Below are 17,249 nucleotides of genomic sequence, written 5' to 3' on the forward strand. Positions count from 1 at the left end.
TCGCAGCTCGCTATTCGCTCGGCCCTGCAGCGGCAAAGCCGCTTTGGTCTGGCGCTTCGCGCCACTGCTGTCCATCCCTCAGCCAATTGGCGCCCTGCGGTCGCCAATTTCTACAGACAAAAAACGCCTTTCTTCCTCTTTTTTTAAGAAGTTTGCTGACAATTTTACTAAAAAAAGCTGGGAATGCCCATATTTGCGCCCAAGAGCAAGAGCCTATTTGTGCTTTTCTGCTCTATATAGAATAAATATAGTAGCCGCCAAAGGGCTCGCAAAAGCAAAAAGGTAGAGCTTATCTGCAAAAAAAATATAATGATTAGTTTAGAAAATATAAAAGTTTTAGACCTCTCTTCTGTCCTCGCCGGCCCCTCTGTCGGTATGTTCTTCGCCGAACTCGGCGCAGATGTCCTCAAAATAGAAACCCCTAAAGGCGATGTGACCAGAAGCTGGAAACTAGAACAAGAAGATCCCAAAAGTCTCCGTTCTGCCTATTTCGCTTCCGTCAATTGGGGCAAGGAAATCCTCCCCCTAGACCTTAAGGATGATGATGAACGACAGGTGGTCTACCACCTCGTCGAAGAAGCCGATATCGTCATTACTAACTTTAAAGCAGGAGATGCCGAAAAGTTAGGGGTCGACTATAATATTCTTTCCCAAATTAACCCTATGCTGATCTATGGGGCCATCAATGGCTTTGGCGAAAACGCCAAACGCCCCGCCTTCGATCTGGTCCTTCAAGCAGAAACGGGCTTTATGTATATGAATGGCCAAGCCGATGGCCCAGCCACAAAAATGCCCGTGGCCCTAATCGATGTTCTGGCCGCCCACCAACTCAAAGAAGGAATTTTATTGGCCCTCTGGCGCCGAGAAAGAGAACATAAGGGTGCCTATGTTAGTGTCTCGCTCTTCGATGCCGCTATTGCTGCCCTAGCCAATCAAGCGAGCAATTATCTGATGCTGGGCCATCTCCCCCAACGCATGGGCTCTCTCCACCCCAATATTGCCCCCTATGGCGAGCAGTTCAAAACTGCCGATGAGCAATTAGTGGTGACCGCTATTGGCAGCAACCGACAGTTTTTGGCCCTCTGCCAACTTATCGGAGAGGAACAATTGGCCAAGGATAAACGCTTTCTCGAAAATCAAGACCGCCTGCAAAACCGTAGCGCCCTAGCCCAACTCCTAGCCGAAGCCATTGGCAAATGGGAGAGCCAAGAGCTATTAGATGAGGCCGTCAAGACAAATGTCCCCCTCGGCCTTGTCCGAAATATGGCCCAAGTATTTGAACAAGAAGCCGCCCAAGCCCTTATCCTAGAAGAAGAACCCGACGGCCAAAGCACTAAAGCAGTGCGCACGGCTGTCTTTAAGATTAAAGATTGATGTTTAAGAAGTTTTGGTCCAAAAAAAAGAAGTCCCCAGAAACCACAGCCCCCAAAACTCCTCCCCCAGAGGAAGTTGCTCCAACACCAATAGAAGAGGAAATCCTTAGCCCCCCCAATCCCCAAGCCTTTGAGGAGGATTGCCAGCGACTAATTTCTCGCTACCTAGGCTTTCCCGCCCAAGGCCTAGAGCTCCACTGGCAAGGCGAAAAGGGCCTGCCCCAATCCTTCGCCCAAGCTTATCCCGCCGCCTTTAAAGATTGGCTGGCCGTAGATGCGCCCTGGGATAAACGCACGGTGGTCTATGCCCTCTTAGACCGTTTGCTGGGCGCCCAACTGGCCCCCTGGCAAAAGCTGCACCGCCTTATTGATGACCGCCTGGCCCAAACGGCCCTGAAGGAGCAAAACGAAAACCCCTCGGCCAACTTTTTGGCCCAGCAAGCTCGACTCTATTTTGTGCTGGACCAAAATGAAAAGGCCCTCCAACTACTCGAACAAGCCCTAAAACAAGAACCTCTGCTCAAAGCCGCTCAGCTCCAACAAGCCGAAATATGGCTCTGGCAAGGCCAAGCCCAAAAGGCCCAGCCCATTTATCAACGCTTTTTGCAAGAGCTGGCCCAAGGCCAAAAACAACTCCCCTTTGAACAGCTGTTTTCTTTGGCCCAAGGCGGACTGCAAGCCCCCGTTTATGCCATCTCCTTTTTGCAAAAAAGTAAGGACCTAAAACATTGGGAACAATATGCCGAGGAGTTTTATTGGAGCCCCCACTACAGAATGCAACATGCCCTCCAACTCATCCAAGCCGAACAGTTTGCCTATGGCCTCAGCAAATTATTGGCCCTGACCAAAGAAATGCCCTGGTTTAAACAGGCCGTACTTGCCGCCCACCAATTTATTATGCAGACCAAAGGCTATGAGGTCTTTGCCGATGATATGAGCCGCCTCTCTAAACTTATGCTGGATAATAATTGGTCCTACTAAACGGCTCTACAGGCCCGAAGGGCCGCAGGCCTAGCGATGTGCAGCAGTGGCCGTTAGGCCAGACCCAGCGGGCGCAGCCCGCGCAGGGCCGAGCGAACAGCGAGCTGCGAAACGTAGCGCCGACGACCGAAGGGAGGCGGAGGCCCCAAAACAACAGCAGCGAGCTGCGACAACAAGGACTTTAGTCCGTCTTCGACGACCGAAGGGAGTAAACGTAGCGCCCGCCAAAGGCGGGAGGCCCAAAAAAATCATCTCGCCCAAAAAAACAAAGGCCAGCCCCCATCAAGGAGCTGGCCTTTGCTATGCCCATTAGGCCGCTTTTTTCTTGGATTTGAGGTAGTAAACAATACCCCCAGCCAATAATAAAATGGTAATGATTAAGGCAATCCAGCTGTGGATGATGAGCGAGACAATAATGGTGACCGTGCTCAAAACCGCCGAAATGAGGAAGGAGGCAAAGCCCACCAAAGCACGGCTGATGCGGCCCGCAATAGGGACCAAATCGAGGAAGACCGAAACAGGGCCCGAAATCATGGCCAAGCCCATCCACATTAAGAAGAAACCTAGGCCCCGAAGGATCCAGCGAATGGTGTTGTGCTCCGTTTGTAGGTAGTCTACCGCCTGCTCCTTATCCCCTTTTAAGGCCCGATAAAATCCATTGACTTTATTGTTGCTGAAGGGAGCCAAGCTAGCACTGCTCGCATAGGCCGCAAAAAGCGTGAGCTGCGGACTGGGGCTGGGCAAAGCCTCATAACTAATGCGGAGGTCGCCCACCTTAGGCGCTTCTAGACTCCCTCGGCCCGAAAACAAATAGCGATCACTGGCCCAAACCACTCCGCTTTGGCCCTTTAGCATGCTCTGGCTTAAGCTTAACTCCTCTGAAGTTAGACTCAAGTCCTCCGGCTGCTCCAGCCGAAAACCCTCCATTTCTATCTCTTTGGCCCTTAGCTCCTCCCCACTAATACTCATGCTGGGGTTATGATAACCATCTACCTTAAAGTTAGAGGAATTTTCGGGAGAACTTGTCCAAACCTTGCGGTAGCTATAATCGGTGGTGGTGGTTTCTGAGCCCCCAATATTTTTCTTGGTCTTGCTATCCTTATCTTCCTTCCAAGCATACATTTCTACTGTTCTGTTGAGGTAGAGGTAGTTACCCGCCTTCAAATAGCTGTCGCCCAAACTAGCCGAAGCCGTCATTTTGCCGCTAAGGGCAATCAATTGGCCCTGCTCGGCCCTGCCGCCAGCCGTAATTTCCTGAGCCGTTTTGGCCACTTTGGCCAAATTGACCCGCCCTTCATTCCAAAATAATAGGAAAAAGGAGCCCAGGAAAAATAAGAAGCCAAATAAGACCCCCAAAAAGGAGTTGATGATGCGGCTAAACCAGCTTTTGTGTGTTACTTCTCGGTAAGACATAATTGCAATTTTATTAGGGTTATCAATTAGAGATAACCTTAAAATAGCTGCTTTATTTATAAAATACAAGCGGATGGCTTTATTTTGTTAGGCTTTTCTCTTTGAAAATGAAGCTGAGGACTTGCTCTACCCATCCCGAGGACTTACCCTAATCATCCCGAGGACTTACCCTAATCATCTCGAGGACTTACCCTAATCATCTTGAGGACTTACCCTAATCATCTTGAGGACTTACCCTAATCATCTTGAGGACTTACCCTAATCATCTTGAGGACTTACCCTAATCATCTCGAGGGGTTGCCATACCCCTCTTGAGGACTTGCCTTAGCCATCGAGGAGAGTTTTAGCTATTCCCTCTAGCTATTTTCCCTTATTAAAAATCTCTTGCTTTTCTGTACTTTAGTAGTAGATCAACAAAACAATCGATTATGCGAACTTTTTCCCTTCTATTGTTGGGCCTACTTCCTTTCTGCCTAAAGGCCCAAGACTGCTTAGGCAAACGTTATCAGGAGCGTATCTTCTCCTCTGTTCAATTTTTTCCAGAGGTGGTGTATAGCCAAGACGCCCCTTCTTTGTTGGGCTCTTCTTTTGGGGCCGAGACCACCTTTGACCAAGACTTGGTCATGGATATTTATATGCCGCCCCCTACAGATACCGTCCGCAATCGGCCTTTAGTGATTTTGGCCCATGGTGGTGGCTTTGTCAATATCTTTTTTATGGGCGGCACGGCCTTGGTGGGCACCAAAGACAATGAAGATGTACAAGCCCTGGCCGATACCCTGGCTCATTGGGGCTTTGTGGCGGCCAGTATTCAGTACCGAACGGGCTTCGATCCCGCCAATGGCAGTAGCGTCAAGCGAGCGGTTTGGCGAGGCAGCCAAGACATTAGTGCGGGCATCCGCTTCTTTAGAAAGAACGCCCAATGGTTTGGCATTGATCCCCAGAAAGTTTTTGTTGGGGGCAGTAGTGCGGGGGCTTTTGCCTGCTTGCATGCGGCCTTTGTAGAAGAAAGTGAGCGGATTGCAGAGAGCTATGAGCAAAACCTATTTACGGCCGATTTGGGCTCCTTGCACAGTCGGCCCGTTGTTGAATTGACTGGATTTAATCCCTTTATGGGGAGCAATGTAGCCGCACAGGATGTCGACTCTATTCCCCAGGCCATTGCGGCTTATTGGGGCGCCATTGCTGATTTAGATATGTTGAGCGGCAATAACCAGGCGCCAGTTATTTTCTTTCATGGCGACCAAGATGCGATTGTAGATGTAGATTGCGGTCGACCCTTTTCGTCTATTTTGCTTACGGCCCCAGTGGTTTGCGGGAGTCGGCCCATGGATTCGGTCCTAACGGCCCTAAATGTCCCTCATCAAACGCAGATTGAGGCGGGCGAAGGGCATGAATACTGGGGCGTAAACAATGGCGACTGGGGCAGCAATGGCCCGAACAGCTTTTGGTCCCCAATGATTGAGCAAACGGCCACCTTTTTCTATGAGCAGATGCGTCCTGCTCCCCCACAAATTCAGGGGCCAGTGGCAGCAGCTCCGCAGCAGTCCATAACTTATTCGGTGGCGCAACCTCAGGCGGGCTACCACTACTGCTGGTCGGTCCAAAATGGGCAGGTTATTAGCCAAAATGCCAATGGAAGCCAGGTAGAGATTGAGTTTGATGCGGGTCCTATTTCGGCCCAAATCTCCCTAACTGCCGAGGATGAGGCCCAGCTCATCAGTCTGCCTCGTCAGAAGGGCATCAACTTGCAGCTGGGGTTGGCTAATCGGGCAGAGGAGCCTTTACAATACCAGCTCTATCCTCAGCCCGCCCGACAATATCTACAAATAGAGGCCCCCAATCAGGAGGAGCAGCAGCTCGAGCTCTACGATGCTTTGGGCCGTTTGTTGCGCCAAGCGCAGTTTGTGGGGCAAACCCAATATTTTGTTGGGGACCTGCCTGCGGGACAATACTACCTTCGACTCAAGGGGGCCAAAACAGAGGCTCATTTTCCCATTCAGTTAATGGATTAGAAGAGGGATTTGGGGCCTCAGCTGCGGCCTGCGGCCTTGCTGCGCTACGCTTTGGGGCTCGCAGGTCTGCTCGGCCCTGCGGGCTCCACTTCGTTCCGCCCTTGGTCTGGCCTTCGGCCACCCCGCCGCATCGCTAGGCCGGCCCGCCCTGGGCCATATTTCTAACGCTTTATCCGTTAAAGAAGCTTTAGCTCATTTCAACCTTTATGATTTATGTCAAAATTAGCCTTATACATTTTTGGCCTAGGGCTCTGTTGTTCTTGGAGTTCACTGGGGGCGCAGTCCTTTATTCTGCAGCGGTTTTTTCAGCCTAGTTTACAGCTCAATGCCGACTATCAGTTGCCTTCTACAGAGCAGTTGGCCGAGCCGCATATTGCTCGTTTTTCGGCCCAATTGGTGGTCCCCATTAAGAGTAAATTGGGTTTGGGCCTTCGTTGGAATAAAATCTGGAAGGTTCGGAAGTGGCAGGACCTCATCAAGGTGGGGAAAGTCAATGCCTACCAAATATTCTGGACCTTCAAGCCGCAGTTCACGCAGCTCTATCCTCAGGCGGGCCTGGCCGACAGTCTGCGCTTTATGCAGCCCAATGGGCAGCAAGCCTTGGGGCTACAAACGGGTATTACGGGCATTCATTTGATTCCTAAATGGCGGCTACTCTTCTACTCGATCAATGTTGGGATGCAGCAAGACATCAGTCAATTGGACCGCAGTCGGCCTTATTTTCAGGGCGCTATTGGGGTAGTTAATTTTAAGCGTATATTTTACTATTGGTACTATGGCTTAGCGGTATCGGCTAGTGCGGACCAGGCTTTTCCGGTTTTGGCCCTCCCCTTTATTGGGACCGATTTGCGTTTGGGCAAAAAGACTTGGTGGAATATCACCTTGCCCTTGCAGACGAGATTTCAGTATAAATTTAGTCGGCAGACTAAGCTAGACCTCTTGGCGAGTTTGGGCAGTACGGGCATGGGGTATCCGCATCCTAGGAATGGGCAGCGCATCTATTTTCAGCAATTGCATTTGCGGACGGGCTTGGCCTTTCATCTAAAAAGTAGCAGTGGCTGGAAGTTCTACTTAGAGGGGGGCTATATGCCTTATCGGCAGTTGGATATATTGGGCCAAGACAATTTGGTTTTGCCCAAACTGGGGCCATCGCCTTATTTTGCTTGCTCCTTATATTATGGTTTGCGCCAGAAGAGTTTGTTAGGAGATAAATTGCAAGGCCTATTGAACTTTTAAAAACTCCACAGCTACTTAAAGTTCTTGCTAAAAAAGCGTATTTTTGCAGTTCGACCTATTGCGCTGCCATTTAGCGGGGCGATCCCATCTGGCTGAGGGATGGAAAAGGGGGCGGCGCAGCCGCAGACCGAGCTTTTGAGCGCAGCGAAAAAGCGAAGGGCCGAGCAGACCTGCGAGCCCTGACACAGCCCGACCCGCCCGCAGGGCGGGGCAGCCCCAAAAAAAGATAAAAACAGTAAGAACTATGAGTAATAAGAAAGAACTATTGGCCCGAGTAGATGAGGCCTTAAACAGTATTCGTCCGCACCTCAAGGCGGATGGAGGAGATATTGAGGTAGTTGACTTAACCGAAGACATGTGCCTAAAAGTCAAATGGTTGGGAAACTGTCAGTCTTGTTCTATGAGTGGGATGACCATGAAAGCGGGGATTGAATCGACGGTAAAATCGGTTATTCCTGAGATATTGACAGTAGAAGCGATTAACGGACAATAAACAAAGATAGAAACGCATGAAGATGTTAAAAAACTGGGCTCTTTTGGTCCTATTGCTAGTGAGTCTAGCGGCTTGTAAAGAATCGGCTCCTAAAGCGGAGCAGCAAGATGAATCTAAGGTAGAAGAATCGGCAGCGGCGCCTCAGGAGGAAGCAAAAGAAGTTGCTCCTGAAGTCAAGCTTAGTTTTCCGACTGGAGAATACGGCAGTTTAATCTTAGGATTTCAGGGCAATCAATTGACAGGATACTACGACATGCCTTTGGGTTCTGGCAATGGCTGCAGCTTCTTTTTGGAGGGGCAGTTAGCGGAAGCGGGCAAAGAAGTGGCGGTCAAGGCCTATTTTCCGGGCAGTGATGAGGTTGTAGAAGGCAGCTTGAAGCAAGAAGAGCAGGCTGTAACCTTAAAGCTGGCGGCTAATCCGGGTGGGCAGTGCGACCCTAGCTTATATGGTGAGGGAGAAAAGTTATTTTTGTCTCAGCCGGCGGGTTATCTGCGTGTAGGCGTATTGAGTCAGGACGCCAAGCTTTACGGCGATGCCAAAAAATCGGAAGCTAAGGGGCAGCTAGAGAAATTCTCTGTAGTTTTGGTTTTAGCGGAGGAGAACGGTTTATTGCAGATTGCGGAGATGAATCAAGCGGCCAAGGGCTGGATTTCTGCGGATGAGTTATTTCCTTTGCGCTAGCCAATGGGATGAACAGACAGGCTCTCAATAGGGACAGGCTCCTTATTGAGAGCTTTTTCTTTGAGGGCCAAGTGGATAAGCTGGCTTCCTTAAAAAAAAGGAGAACAAGCTTAGCTAGCCTATGAATAATTTATATCTTTAAAGGGGACCTAAAAGGTCCTTAGAACTATTTTTTTGCCTTGCAAACTTCAGAAAAAATGATCCGAATTTTAGCCAATGATGGCATACATCCCGACGGCCAACTTTTGTTGGAGGAGGCCAACTATGAGGTAGACACCAACAAGATTCCGCAGGAAGACTTAATGGAAAAGTTACAGGACTATGATGCGATCATTGTTCGATCGGCGACTAAAGTGCGCAAAGAGCTGATTGATGCTTGTCCTCGATTAAAGATGATTGCTCGTGCGGGAGTGGGATTAGACAACATTGATGTTGATTATGCTCGGGAGAAGGGCATCAAGGTCATCAATACGCCTAAAGCCTCTTCTTTGGCGGTAGCCGAATTGGTATTGGGGCAAATTTTCAGTTTGTCTCGTTATTTGTATCAGGCCAACCGCTCGATGCCAGAAACGGGCAACAGCGAGTTCAAGCAGCTCAAGAAGCGCTATGCTAAAGGCTTGCAAGTGAGTGGCCGTAAATTGGGTATCATTGGTTTTGGTCGAATTGGGCAAGAATTGGCTCGTTTGGCTATGGGAATAGGCATGGAAGTGCTTGCCACTGATTTGGAAGAGCGCAAGGTCAAGGTTTACATTCAGCCCCCTGCTGTAGAAAATGCAAGTTTGGCGGTAGAGCTACAGACTGTTCCTATGGAGCGTTTATTAGAAGAGAGTGATTTCATTTCTATTCATGTGCCTAGTGGGAAGGACCTCATTACGGCCAAAGAAATGGGACGGATGAAAAAAGGCGCTTGTATCATCAATACCTCTAGAGGGGGCGTAATTTCGGAAAAAGACCTTTTGGAAGCCCTAGACAGTGGTCAGTTGGCAGGTGCGGCCCTAGATGTATTTGACAATGAGCCGACGCCCTCTGCGGCTATTTTGCAGCACCCGCTTATTTCTGCAACCCCTCATATTGGGGCCTCTACCCTAGAAGCACAGCGCTATATTGGTTTAGAAATCGCTGATGCCTTTATTGACTTTTTTGGAGAATAGTTTTTTGGGGCTGTTCTAGGCAGCCCCTTCCCTTTTTAAGCATTAGACTGCAATGGATCGACTACACTTTATGAATAGCATTGGCCTTATCTATTGTAAACGCAGCTTAGATGAAGCGGCTACAATTATAGATTGGCATGGGCCAGAGAATGATTTGGAACAGGCTATAGGGTGTAGTTTTTGGGAGCTACTCTCTGTTCAAGACCGACTCTGGTACAAAGAGCAATTGCGGCAGGCCATTAAGCGGAACGAAAGCCGCCTAGAGCTTTATTTTCAGGCTACTGTAGCCCAAGAAAAGCAGTTATGGATGCAAGAACAGCTATTGATAAACAAGAAAGAAAGCTACATTCAGAGCATCCTTATTCCCTTAGACAAAAAGCCCAAGGGGGCCGAGCTCTTTGAGGGCAGTCGAGAGCTATTAATTCAGCACAACCACTATGAAGTACAAACCATCAACCCTCAATTTGAGGAAGTCATGGGTTGGAGCCAAGAAGAAGTAGTTGGGCAAGACCTTAGAGAGCTCTTAGTCTCTAAGCAACAAGCCGATTTGCTCAACTACCTTTGGCGGCGGTTGCAAAAAGAAGAGTCTGCCGAAGCCTTTGAGCTAGAGCTGCAAAAGAAAAATGGCGAATGGGGCTACTTCTGTCTAAAAGCCGAGGCCCAATACATCTATTTGCTAGATAAAAGCAAGGAAAAAAACTGTAGTCAGGTCTTAGAAGAAGTGCAGCAGCGGTACAACAGCTTTTCTGTAGCTACGGAAGAGGGCATTGTTATTCATGAAGAAGGGATGGTTTTGGAAATGAACAACCGAGCCAGAGAAATTTTGGGCCTTGATGAGGATGAGATTTCTGGCCTGCCCATTTCGGCCCTAGTGCATGAAGATGCCGTACCACAGATCTTGACCTTTTTGAGAGAGAACAAGCAAAATGCAGGCATAGAGCGGCAGGCAATTGTCAAAACTCGGCATAAGAAGTCGGGACAGCTCATGTATGTCTCTGTTCGGGGGAGTCAGATTAAACTGGACCAAAAGTCCTATCGCTACGTCATTATTCGAGACATTACCAAAGAACATTTGTCGGAACAAATGCTCAAGGCTAGCGAGCAGCGGTACAAACGCTTATCGGATGCGACCAAAGAGCTCATTTTGATTCATGAAGATGGCATTATCCGAGAGGTCAATCGGGCGTTTTGTGAGTTTACGGGCTTTAGTGAGTCCGAGCTAATTGGGGCCGAAACCTTTGACCTCATGGCTACCTTCAACTTCCAGAACAGGCAACTTAGCCGCAGAGAGGTCCGCCAATTCTATGAAAGTGATAAGGAAATTGCGGGCCGCTCCCTAATGACGAAAAAGGACGGCAGCGAATTTATAGTCGATTTTGAGGAGCGGATCATGTACAACAAAGAGCAAAAGCTCCGCTATGTGATTATCCGAGATATTACGCAGGCAGAAGAAGCCCAAAGTGCCCTAGAAGAAAGCCGAAACAAATATAAAAACCTAGCCGATGCTAGCTTTGAAGGGGTAATGATTTTAGAAAAAAGCGTCATTCGAGAGGTCAATCGCGCCTTTTGTAGCATGCTGGGCTATGAAGAAAAAGAAGTCATTGGAAAAAATATTCAGTTATTATTTAATGATGAGGAGCAACTGCTGCAGCTACAGCAGCAGGCCCAAGAACAGGCTATCTTTAGACAGGATGTGGTTCTTCAACACAAAAACAAGCAGCTGTTTCCCGCCCAGCTACATCATCGCAAACTAGATGATAGCGACCTTTGCTATTTGCTCATCCGAGATATGAGTGAAAGCTTAGAGAACCAGCGTTTATTACAAGAGAGCACCGAAAAATATAAGCGCTTATCCAATGCCAGCCGAGAGGCGGTTATTATTTATAAAGATGGGCAAATTCAGGAGATCAATCATGCGGCTTGCAGCCTCTTTGGCTGGAGCGAGCAAGAGCTGACGGGCCAAAACATTCGCAAAATTGCCCAATTGGGGGGCCGCAGCTTGCAAGCCGCCTTAGAGCAAAGCGATACCGTTAAGCTCGATCGTATTCCGCTTTACCGAAGTGATGGCAGCTCTTTTATGGCCGAGGTTTGGGAAAGTGGCACTCAGGGCGTTTTGCGGCCCGGGCTTCGCTACCTGATTATTCGAGATATTAGCGATCGGATTCGCTATGAACAACGCATTGAAGAACTCTACTACGATCTTTCAGAGAGTAATAAGCAATTGCGTTGTATTTTGGACCTCTCTCGTTTGGCCGCCCATGAGTTTGCCAACCTAGAAGAACTGATCGAAAAGGCCCTAAAGCTGATTCCTCCAAGCTGGCAGTTTCCAGCACTTTGCCAAGCTCAAATCCAATTGGGCAATAAGAAATGGCAAACCGATGGATTTCCAGAAGAAAGCATCTATCAACTTAGCGCCAGTATTCCGCTCAAAAATGGCGAAAAGGGCATTTTACGCCTCGCCTACAAAGAGAACCAGCTCAATAATCAGGGGGCCGATCCCTTTCTGAAAACGGAGCTGCAACTTATTGAGGCCGTAGCCGCCCAAATTGCCTTTTTGATTGAGAAAAAACAGAGTGAGGAAGAAACCGTAGCCGCTATTTTAGCCACCGAAGACCGAGAACGGGCCCGAATTGCCAAAGAGCTACACGATAGCCTCGGCCAACTCCTGATGGCCATTTCCCTCAATCTGGAAGGCCTAAAAAAAGACCGAGATAAACTGGCCGAACGCAATCAACAAAAGCTAGATAGAGCCCTGCAGTTTCTCCAAGATGCCATTACCGAGGGCCGAAATATTTCTCATAACCTCATGCCCAAAGCGATCAATGATTATGGCTATGTGCTAGCCGTGCAATCTATGCTCGAGGGCTACCAAAAATTAGAACACATAGAATTTATATTCTATGACAACTTAGACAATAAACGGCTTCCCCAAAAGGTAGAGTTGGCCCTCTTCCGCATTACGCAGGAAGCCATTACTAATATCCTAAAACATGCCCAAGCCCAGCAAGTGAGCATTCAGCTCATGCATTATCCCGATGTCATTATGCTTATTATTGAAGATGATGGCAAAGGCTTTGATGCCCAAGAAAAGCTAGGCAAACAGCAGTTTGGCCTCAATAGTATGCGCAACCGAAGCAATTCGATTTCGGGAACGCTCACCATTGAGAGCCGACCGCAGCAAGGCACTGTTATTATGGTTGAAATTCCCCTATAAAGCTTCACTATTATGCAAAAAATCAAAGTTTTCCTCGTAGACGACCACAAACTCATTCGCGACGGCATAAAAGCCCACCTAGAAGAGGCCCAAGATTTCGAAATCGTTGGCGAAGCGGCCGATGGCCAAGAGGCCATCAATAAACTAAAGGAAACCACAGCCGATGTGGTCCTGATGGATATCAATATGGATGGTATGGATGGCATTAGCTGCACGCAGATCCTCAGCCAAGAGCTGCCCGAGCTCAATGTTTTGGCCCTCAGTATGCTGGCCGAAAACCAACATATTAAAGAGATGATTAAGGCGGGAGCCAAGGGCTATTTGCTCAAAACCGCTACCGAACAAGAGATTAAGCAAGGCATCAGAGCGGTCTATCAGGGCCAAAATTTTTATAGCGCCGAGGTGACTCAAATTGTCATGAATAATTTGGGTGCCGCCAACCGAAAAAAACGCTCTCGCTTTGATCCCCTCGCCCCGCTCACTTCTAGAGAAAAAGAGGTTTTGGCCCTCATTATCAAGGAGTATTCTAATCAGGAAATTGCCGACGAGCTCTATATTTCTAAACGAACGGTAGATGCCCACAAGCGCAATTTACTCGAGAAAACAGGGGCCAAAAATGTGGCGGGCTTAGTGGTTTTTGCGCTCAATAATCAGATTTTGGATAATGAATAATGGCTAGGAGCAGTTTTTGCTTTGGGGCCCGCGGCCAGCTTTGCTGGCCGCCGCTATGCTGCGGGGCTCGCAGGTCTGCTCGGCCCTGCAGGCAGGCTACGCCTGCCTTTGGTCTGCGGCTTCGCCGCACCCGCTCCGCAGCGCTGGGCCGCTCATCTTTTGTTCTTGCTTTTGGCCCTTTTCTTCGGCCCTCTAATTTATGAGGGATGCCCTCATAGATAAAATATTGCGCAGCAATGCCGCTCTTAAAGGGCCGAAGGCCCACGGCAATAGCCAGATTTAAACGCACTCACTTTTATCGTTTGCAGCAATTTCCCGCTAGTCGGCCCTATTTTCATCAGCCATAGCGAAGGCTATGCCCTCAAAAAATAGCTGGCCTAGCAGAAAATTCATAGCAAACCATGGTCAAAGCAGCGCGATTAAATCTGGCTGAGGGATGGACAGCAGTGGCGCGAAGCGCCAGACCAAGGCGCTTTAGCGCCGCAGGGCCGAGCGAATAGCGAGCTGCGAAACAGCCCGACCCGAGCCAAAGGCGAGGGGCAGCCCCAAAAAAACAGCAGCATTTACCAAATCACTATACCAAAATGTTATCTTTCTTTTATCGCTACGGTCTTTTTTTAGGCCTTTTTTTCGCTAGTTTTAGCAGCCTTTTGGGCCAAAAAAGCTTTCCCACACTTCAGGAGCTGCAACTACAGCCCAAAGCCGAGGCATTTTTGCAAACGGCCATTGCTCAATTTGATGGGCAGCGCTATCGGCAGGCTATTGTGGCCTTGGAGCAGGCCATGCAAGCCAATGAGGAAGGGCAATTGAGCGATATTTTGTTTTATTATAAGGCCCTTTGTTATTTGGAATTGGAGGAATTTGAGGCCGCCAAAAACCAGCTAGATACGGCCATTAGCTTTGTTGATAATAAGGCGCATTACTACTATTATCGTGCGACGGCCCTCTTGCAATTGGGCCAAAATCAAGCGGCTTATTTGGAGCTGGATAAAAGTTTGAAATTGCAGGCCAACAACCCCAAGGCTTGGCTAAAAAAAGGACTATTATTGCAGCAAAAACAGGCTTATCGGCAGGCCCTAATGGCCTATGAACAGGCCCTGAGCTATCAGCCAAATTGGTCCGAAGCCCTCTATTATAAAGGAATATTACTTTTGCAATTGGGCATGGCCCAAAAGGGCTGCAGCTGCCTAGAAGAAGCCAAAAATTTGGGCCTAGACAAAGCCGCCCGCGCCCAATCTCAATATTGTCAGATTAAATCTAACTAATTATGCGCCTGCTCATTTTTGCGCTGCTGTTTACAGGCTTGGCTTGTAGCACAAAAAAACCCCTTGCCGAAAACAATCCAGAGCAAGGAGAAATGGAATATCTTCAGTATTTGGAGAATCAAAAAAAGGCCATTTTGGGCCAAAAAGCAGCCAATTTTCAACTGCAAGATTTGGCGGGAAAAAAGCTGCAACTCAGTGATTATGCGGGTAAAGTCGTTTTGTTGAGCTTCTCCTTCAAAAACTGTAAGCCCTGCCAGGTAGAAGTGCCCAGCCTCAACCAACTACAAGAAGATTTTGGGCCAGCAGGACTAGTCGTTTTGGGCCTTTCTAGAGATGGGCTAGAAGAAACAAAGGCCTTTGGCCAAGAATTTAAGAGCAAATACCCCTTGTTATTTGACGCCAAAGAAGTGGCCAAGAACTATAAAGTCTTGGCCTACCCTTCCAATATTCTCATCGATAAAAAAGGGAAGGTTATTGAATACTTTACAGGCAGCAGCAGCTTTGACGCTACCTACACCTATAGAGAACTCAAGCCCGCTATTCGGAAGGCTTTGGCCGAGTAGACTTAACGCTCCTCCAAGCTTTCTAGCCATTTTAAGGCCTTTTCTCTGCTTTGAAAAAGCTTAGTGGGATACTCTTGGCGGTTAATCGCCAAAAGAACGCTCCCCATCATCTTGCTAACTAAATTGCTGGCCAACAAAGCAATGCCCGAAGTATAAGGGTCATTGAGTTTGCTTTCTGCTGTTTTCCAAAAAGCATTGACCTCCTTATCAACATTTGTCAAGTTATCTAAGCGGACCAGCAAGCGAATAGAGCGCCCACTCTCTTTATGATATTTAGCTTGAACCTCTTCTGTTTTTTTAGCTTCGGCTAAAGTTAGTGGGCTCTTTTTTTCTAGGCCCACAGCAGGTCGAACCTCTAAAATGCCTGCGGGTAACAGCCAAAAATCTAATTGGCCACAACTATCTATTTTCTTTTCCATTTCCATCTAAATTAGAATTGGGGGTAATTTAACATTCCTCCAAGCTTTCTAGCCATTTTAAGGCCTTTTCTCTGCTTTGAAAAAGCTTAGTCGGATACTCCCTTGGATAAATTGCCAAAAACACTGTCCCCAACATTTTAGCCACTAAATTATTGGCAATCAAAGCTACCCCCAAAGTATAAGGGTCATTCTCTTTACCTTCAGGCATTTTCCAAAAGGCATTTGCTTCTTTAGTAAGATTGCTCATATTATCTATACGAACCATCAAACGGATAGACCGTCCACTTTCTTTATGATATTTTGCTTGAACCTTTTCTATTTTTTTAGCTTCGGCTAAAGTTAGTGGGCTCTTTTTTTCTAAGCCCACAGCAGGTCGAATATCTAAAATTCCTGCAGGCAAGAGCCAAAAATCTAATTGGCCGAAACTGTCTATTTTCTTTTCCATCTTAGTCCTCCAAACTGAGTAGCCAAGCAATGGCTTGCTCCTCTGTTTTAAATAGTTTTACTGGATACTTTTGTTGATAAAGCCCCAACAATATATTCCCAGTCATCCGACTAAATAAACTACTTGCTAAAAGCGCATAGCCCAAAACACATTCCGTTGCTTTTTGACTTTCAGCTGTTTTTCCATATTGTCGAGCTTCTGTACTCAATTTAGACATACTAGCCAAATCAGCAAGCATGCGTACTTTTTTGCTGGTCATTTCATAGACCTTTTGCTGAACAGCCAAAGAATGTTTTATCTCTTCTAAGCTTAACTCTTGAGTTTTAGCTAAGTTTTGAGTTGACTGTACTTTTAAAATCCCATTATCCAACAACCAATATTCTAATTGGCCGAAACTGTCTATTTTCTTTGCCATAGTTCTAACTAAAATCTGGATCAATTTTTCGTATTTAACTCTCCAAGCACGCTAAGGCCTTCTAAAAGATAGCAACCACTTCATTGCTTCTTCCCTATCACTAAAAATTCTTACAGGGTAATCACTTTTCACAATCCCCACAAGCATATTCCCCAACATTCGGCTAAAGGCATTGCTCACTAATAAGGCATTTGCTAATGTAAAATCATTTAATTTCCGCCCCTCTTCTGTCTTTAAAAAGTCCTTAGCAGACTTACTCAATTTAGACATACTCGACATTTCTGCAAGCAGAATAATTTTTTGTTGCTCTTCTTCAAGCAGACGTTGCTGAACTTCTACCCCATATGCAATTTCTTCCAAAGAAATCTCTTTGCTTTTATTCTTATCTCCAACTGTTCGTATTTCTAAAATACCATTATCCAACAGCCAATATTCTAATTGGCCAAATTCGTCTATTTTCTTTGCCATAATATTAGCTATAGTCTGGATCAATTTTTTCCCTTTGGCTCTCCAACCAATCTAAGGCCTTTTCTCGATTAGAAAAGGCTTTTATGGGGTAAGGAGGCTTATTCATACCTAACATAAAGTTGGCCACAATTCTAGAAATACCCAGGCCCACTAGTATCGCTGCCGAGCGGCCCATGGGTTTGGGGTCATGAGCAAAATAATCTCGGCCATCTTTGCTAAAGCCCTTAATTTTGCGAATATCAAAAAGAGCATAAATAGGCTGTTCTTGCGCCTTGGCCATTGCCCGAATTGTCGTTTTAAATTCGGCAGCTTCTACCGCAGAAATCTTAGTGGGGGCGACAACAATACTAAACAAACGACGGTCAGCTAAGTAGCTAACCTGCCCAGCAGTCAAGTCAACCTGTTCGTCTTTTGGGTTCATATTCTTTTGTTTATATACAACAA

Annotated in this window: 17 protein-coding genes; 11 read left to right on the forward strand and 6 right to left on the reverse strand. The window is 47.3% G+C overall.

The window, feature by feature from the left end; translation table 11 throughout:
* The first annotated feature begins 309 nt into the window (after positions 1–309).
* Positions 310–1,374 carry a CaiB/BaiF CoA transferase family protein gene (locus tag SGRA_RS02535; protein WP_014373576.1) on the forward strand — a complete coding sequence of 355 codons (1,065 nt, stop codon included), beginning with the start codon at positions 310–312 and terminating at the stop codon, positions 1,372–1,374.
* A complete protein-coding gene (locus SGRA_RS02540; RefSeq protein ID WP_014373577.1) occupies positions 1,374–2,354 on the forward strand; it encodes a tetratricopeptide repeat protein in 981 nt (326 codons plus the stop codon). Before SGRA_RS02535 ends, SGRA_RS02540 begins: the two co-directional genes overlap by 1 nt.
* Before the next feature lie 309 nt (positions 2,355–2,663).
* On the opposite strand, the gene SGRA_RS02545 is transcribed toward SGRA_RS02540, so the two are convergent.
* Complete coding sequence (locus tag SGRA_RS02545; protein WP_014373579.1) at positions 2,664–3,767, reverse strand: TMEM43 family protein; 1,104 nt, start codon at positions 3,765–3,767, stop codon at positions 2,664–2,666.
* A 428-nt stretch (positions 3,768–4,195) separates the two neighbouring features.
* Here SGRA_RS02545 and SGRA_RS02550 point away from each other — a divergent pair, with 428 nt between their 5' ends.
* The 9 genes from SGRA_RS02550 (at position 4,196) to SGRA_RS02595 (ending at position 15,058) form a co-directional block, all read left to right on the forward strand.
* Positions 4,196–5,782, forward strand: coding sequence for a T9SS type A sorting domain-containing protein (locus SGRA_RS02550; protein ID WP_014373580.1), 1,587 nt, complete (start codon positions 4,196–4,198; stop codon positions 5,780–5,782).
* 213 nt (positions 5,783–5,995) lie between these two features.
* The gene (locus tag SGRA_RS02555) at positions 5,996–7,018 is read left to right on the forward strand and encodes a DUF6268 family outer membrane beta-barrel protein (protein WP_014373581.1); all 1,023 of its coding nucleotides are present in this window, start codon (positions 5,996–5,998) and stop codon (positions 7,016–7,018) included.
* Between the two features lie 244 nt (positions 7,019–7,262).
* The gene (locus SGRA_RS02560) at positions 7,263–7,511 is read left to right on the forward strand and encodes a NifU family protein (RefSeq protein WP_014373582.1); all 249 of its coding nucleotides are present in this window, start codon (positions 7,263–7,265) and stop codon (positions 7,509–7,511) included.
* 16 nt (positions 7,512–7,527) lie between these two features.
* A complete protein-coding gene (locus tag SGRA_RS02565) occupies positions 7,528–8,193 on the forward strand; it encodes a hypothetical protein (RefSeq protein ID WP_014373583.1) in 666 nt (221 codons plus the stop codon).
* A 197-nt stretch (positions 8,194–8,390) separates the two neighbouring features.
* A complete protein-coding gene (locus SGRA_RS02570) occupies positions 8,391–9,344 on the forward strand; it encodes a D-2-hydroxyacid dehydrogenase (RefSeq protein WP_014373584.1) in 954 nt (317 codons plus the stop codon).
* 52 nt (positions 9,345–9,396) lie between these two features.
* The gene (locus tag SGRA_RS02575; RefSeq protein WP_041329451.1) at positions 9,397–12,558 is read left to right on the forward strand and encodes a PAS domain-containing sensor histidine kinase; all 3,162 of its coding nucleotides are present in this window, start codon (positions 9,397–9,399) and stop codon (positions 12,556–12,558) included.
* A gap of 12 nt (positions 12,559–12,570) precedes the next feature.
* Positions 12,571–13,230, forward strand: a complete 660-nt coding sequence (locus tag SGRA_RS02580; RefSeq protein WP_014373586.1) for a response regulator transcription factor — start codon at positions 12,571–12,573, stop codon at positions 13,228–13,230.
* A 584-nt stretch (positions 13,231–13,814) separates the two neighbouring features.
* Complete coding sequence (locus SGRA_RS02590) at positions 13,815–14,495, forward strand: tetratricopeptide repeat protein (protein ID WP_014373589.1); 681 nt, start codon at positions 13,815–13,817, stop codon at positions 14,493–14,495.
* Between the two features lie 2 nt (positions 14,496–14,497).
* Positions 14,498–15,058: a peroxiredoxin family protein gene (locus SGRA_RS02595; protein WP_014373590.1), complete on the forward strand. Its 561-nt coding sequence runs from the start codon at positions 14,498–14,500 to the stop codon at positions 15,056–15,058.
* Positions 15,059–15,060: 2 nt separating this feature from the next.
* Here SGRA_RS02595 and SGRA_RS02600 read toward each other — a convergent pair whose 3' ends face one another.
* Genes SGRA_RS02600 through SGRA_RS02620 form a run of 5 tightly spaced genes read right to left on the reverse strand, consistent with a single transcriptional unit; the run spans position 15,061 to position 17,226 of the window.
* Positions 15,061–15,477, reverse strand: a complete 417-nt coding sequence (locus SGRA_RS02600) for a DUF7793 family protein (protein WP_041329817.1) — start codon at positions 15,475–15,477, stop codon at positions 15,061–15,063.
* A gap of 28 nt (positions 15,478–15,505) precedes the next feature.
* On the reverse strand, positions 15,506–15,922 hold the full coding sequence (locus tag SGRA_RS02605; RefSeq protein WP_014373592.1) for a DUF7793 family protein: 417 nt from the start codon (positions 15,920–15,922) through the stop codon (positions 15,506–15,508).
* 1 nt (position 15,923) lies between these two features.
* Entirely contained in the window at positions 15,924–16,337 is a 414-nt protein-coding gene (locus SGRA_RS02610; protein ID WP_041329452.1) for a DUF7793 family protein, read from the reverse strand.
* A 51-nt stretch (positions 16,338–16,388) separates the two neighbouring features.
* Positions 16,389–16,805, reverse strand: coding sequence for a DUF7793 family protein (locus tag SGRA_RS02615; protein ID WP_014373594.1), 417 nt, complete (start codon positions 16,803–16,805; stop codon positions 16,389–16,391).
* Between the two features lie 4 nt (positions 16,806–16,809).
* On the reverse strand, positions 16,810–17,226 hold the full coding sequence (locus SGRA_RS02620) for a DUF7793 family protein (protein WP_148268247.1): 417 nt from the start codon (positions 17,224–17,226) through the stop codon (positions 16,810–16,812).
* Between the last annotated feature and the right edge of the window lie 23 nt (positions 17,227–17,249).

The sequence above is a fragment of the Saprospira grandis str. Lewin genome, assembly GCF_000250635.1.
Lineage (GTDB): Bacteria > Bacteroidota > Bacteroidia > Chitinophagales > Saprospiraceae > Saprospira > Saprospira grandis.

Excerpts from the sequence above, each read along its gene's own strand:
- SGRA_RS02550 (WP_014373580.1), top strand. The coding sequence starts at position 4,196 with ATGCGAACTTTTTCCCTTCTATTGTTGGGCCTACTTCCTTTCTGCCTA.
- SGRA_RS02570 (WP_014373584.1), top strand. The coding sequence starts at position 8,391 with ATGATCCGAATTTTAGCCAATGATGGCATACATCCCGACGGCCAACTT.
- SGRA_RS02595 (WP_014373590.1), top strand. The coding sequence starts at position 14,498 with ATGCGCCTGCTCATTTTTGCGCTGCTGTTTACAGGCTTGGCTTGTAGC.
- SGRA_RS02605 (WP_014373592.1), bottom strand. The coding sequence starts at position 15,922 with ATGGAAAAGAAAATAGACAGTTTCGGCCAATTAGATTTTTGGCTCTTG.
- SGRA_RS02620 (WP_148268247.1), bottom strand. The coding sequence starts at position 17,226 with ATGAACCCAAAAGACGAACAGGTTGACTTGACTGCTGGGCAGGTTAGC.
- SGRA_RS02580 (WP_014373586.1), top strand. The coding sequence starts at position 12,571 with ATGCAAAAAATCAAAGTTTTCCTCGTAGACGACCACAAACTCATTCGC.
- SGRA_RS02575 (WP_041329451.1), top strand. The coding sequence starts at position 9,397 with ATGGATCGACTACACTTTATGAATAGCATTGGCCTTATCTATTGTAAA.
- SGRA_RS02540 (WP_014373577.1), top strand. The coding sequence starts at position 1,374 with ATGTTTAAGAAGTTTTGGTCCAAAAAAAAGAAGTCCCCAGAAACCACA.
- SGRA_RS02555 (WP_014373581.1), top strand. The coding sequence starts at position 5,996 with ATGTCAAAATTAGCCTTATACATTTTTGGCCTAGGGCTCTGTTGTTCT.
- SGRA_RS02600 (WP_041329817.1), bottom strand. The coding sequence starts at position 15,477 with ATGGAAAAGAAAATAGATAGTTGTGGCCAATTAGATTTTTGGCTGTTA.
- SGRA_RS02535 (WP_014373576.1), top strand. The coding sequence starts at position 310 with ATGATTAGTTTAGAAAATATAAAAGTTTTAGACCTCTCTTCTGTCCTC.
- SGRA_RS02610 (WP_041329452.1), bottom strand. The coding sequence starts at position 16,337 with ATGGCAAAGAAAATAGACAGTTTCGGCCAATTAGAATATTGGTTGTTG.
- SGRA_RS02590 (WP_014373589.1), top strand. The coding sequence starts at position 13,815 with ATGTTATCTTTCTTTTATCGCTACGGTCTTTTTTTAGGCCTTTTTTTC.
- SGRA_RS02560 (WP_014373582.1), top strand. The coding sequence starts at position 7,263 with ATGAGTAATAAGAAAGAACTATTGGCCCGAGTAGATGAGGCCTTAAAC.
- SGRA_RS02615 (WP_014373594.1), bottom strand. The coding sequence starts at position 16,805 with ATGGCAAAGAAAATAGACGAATTTGGCCAATTAGAATATTGGCTGTTG.
- SGRA_RS02545 (WP_014373579.1), bottom strand. The coding sequence starts at position 3,767 with ATGTCTTACCGAGAAGTAACACACAAAAGCTGGTTTAGCCGCATCATC.
- SGRA_RS02565 (WP_014373583.1), top strand. The coding sequence starts at position 7,528 with ATGAAGATGTTAAAAAACTGGGCTCTTTTGGTCCTATTGCTAGTGAGT.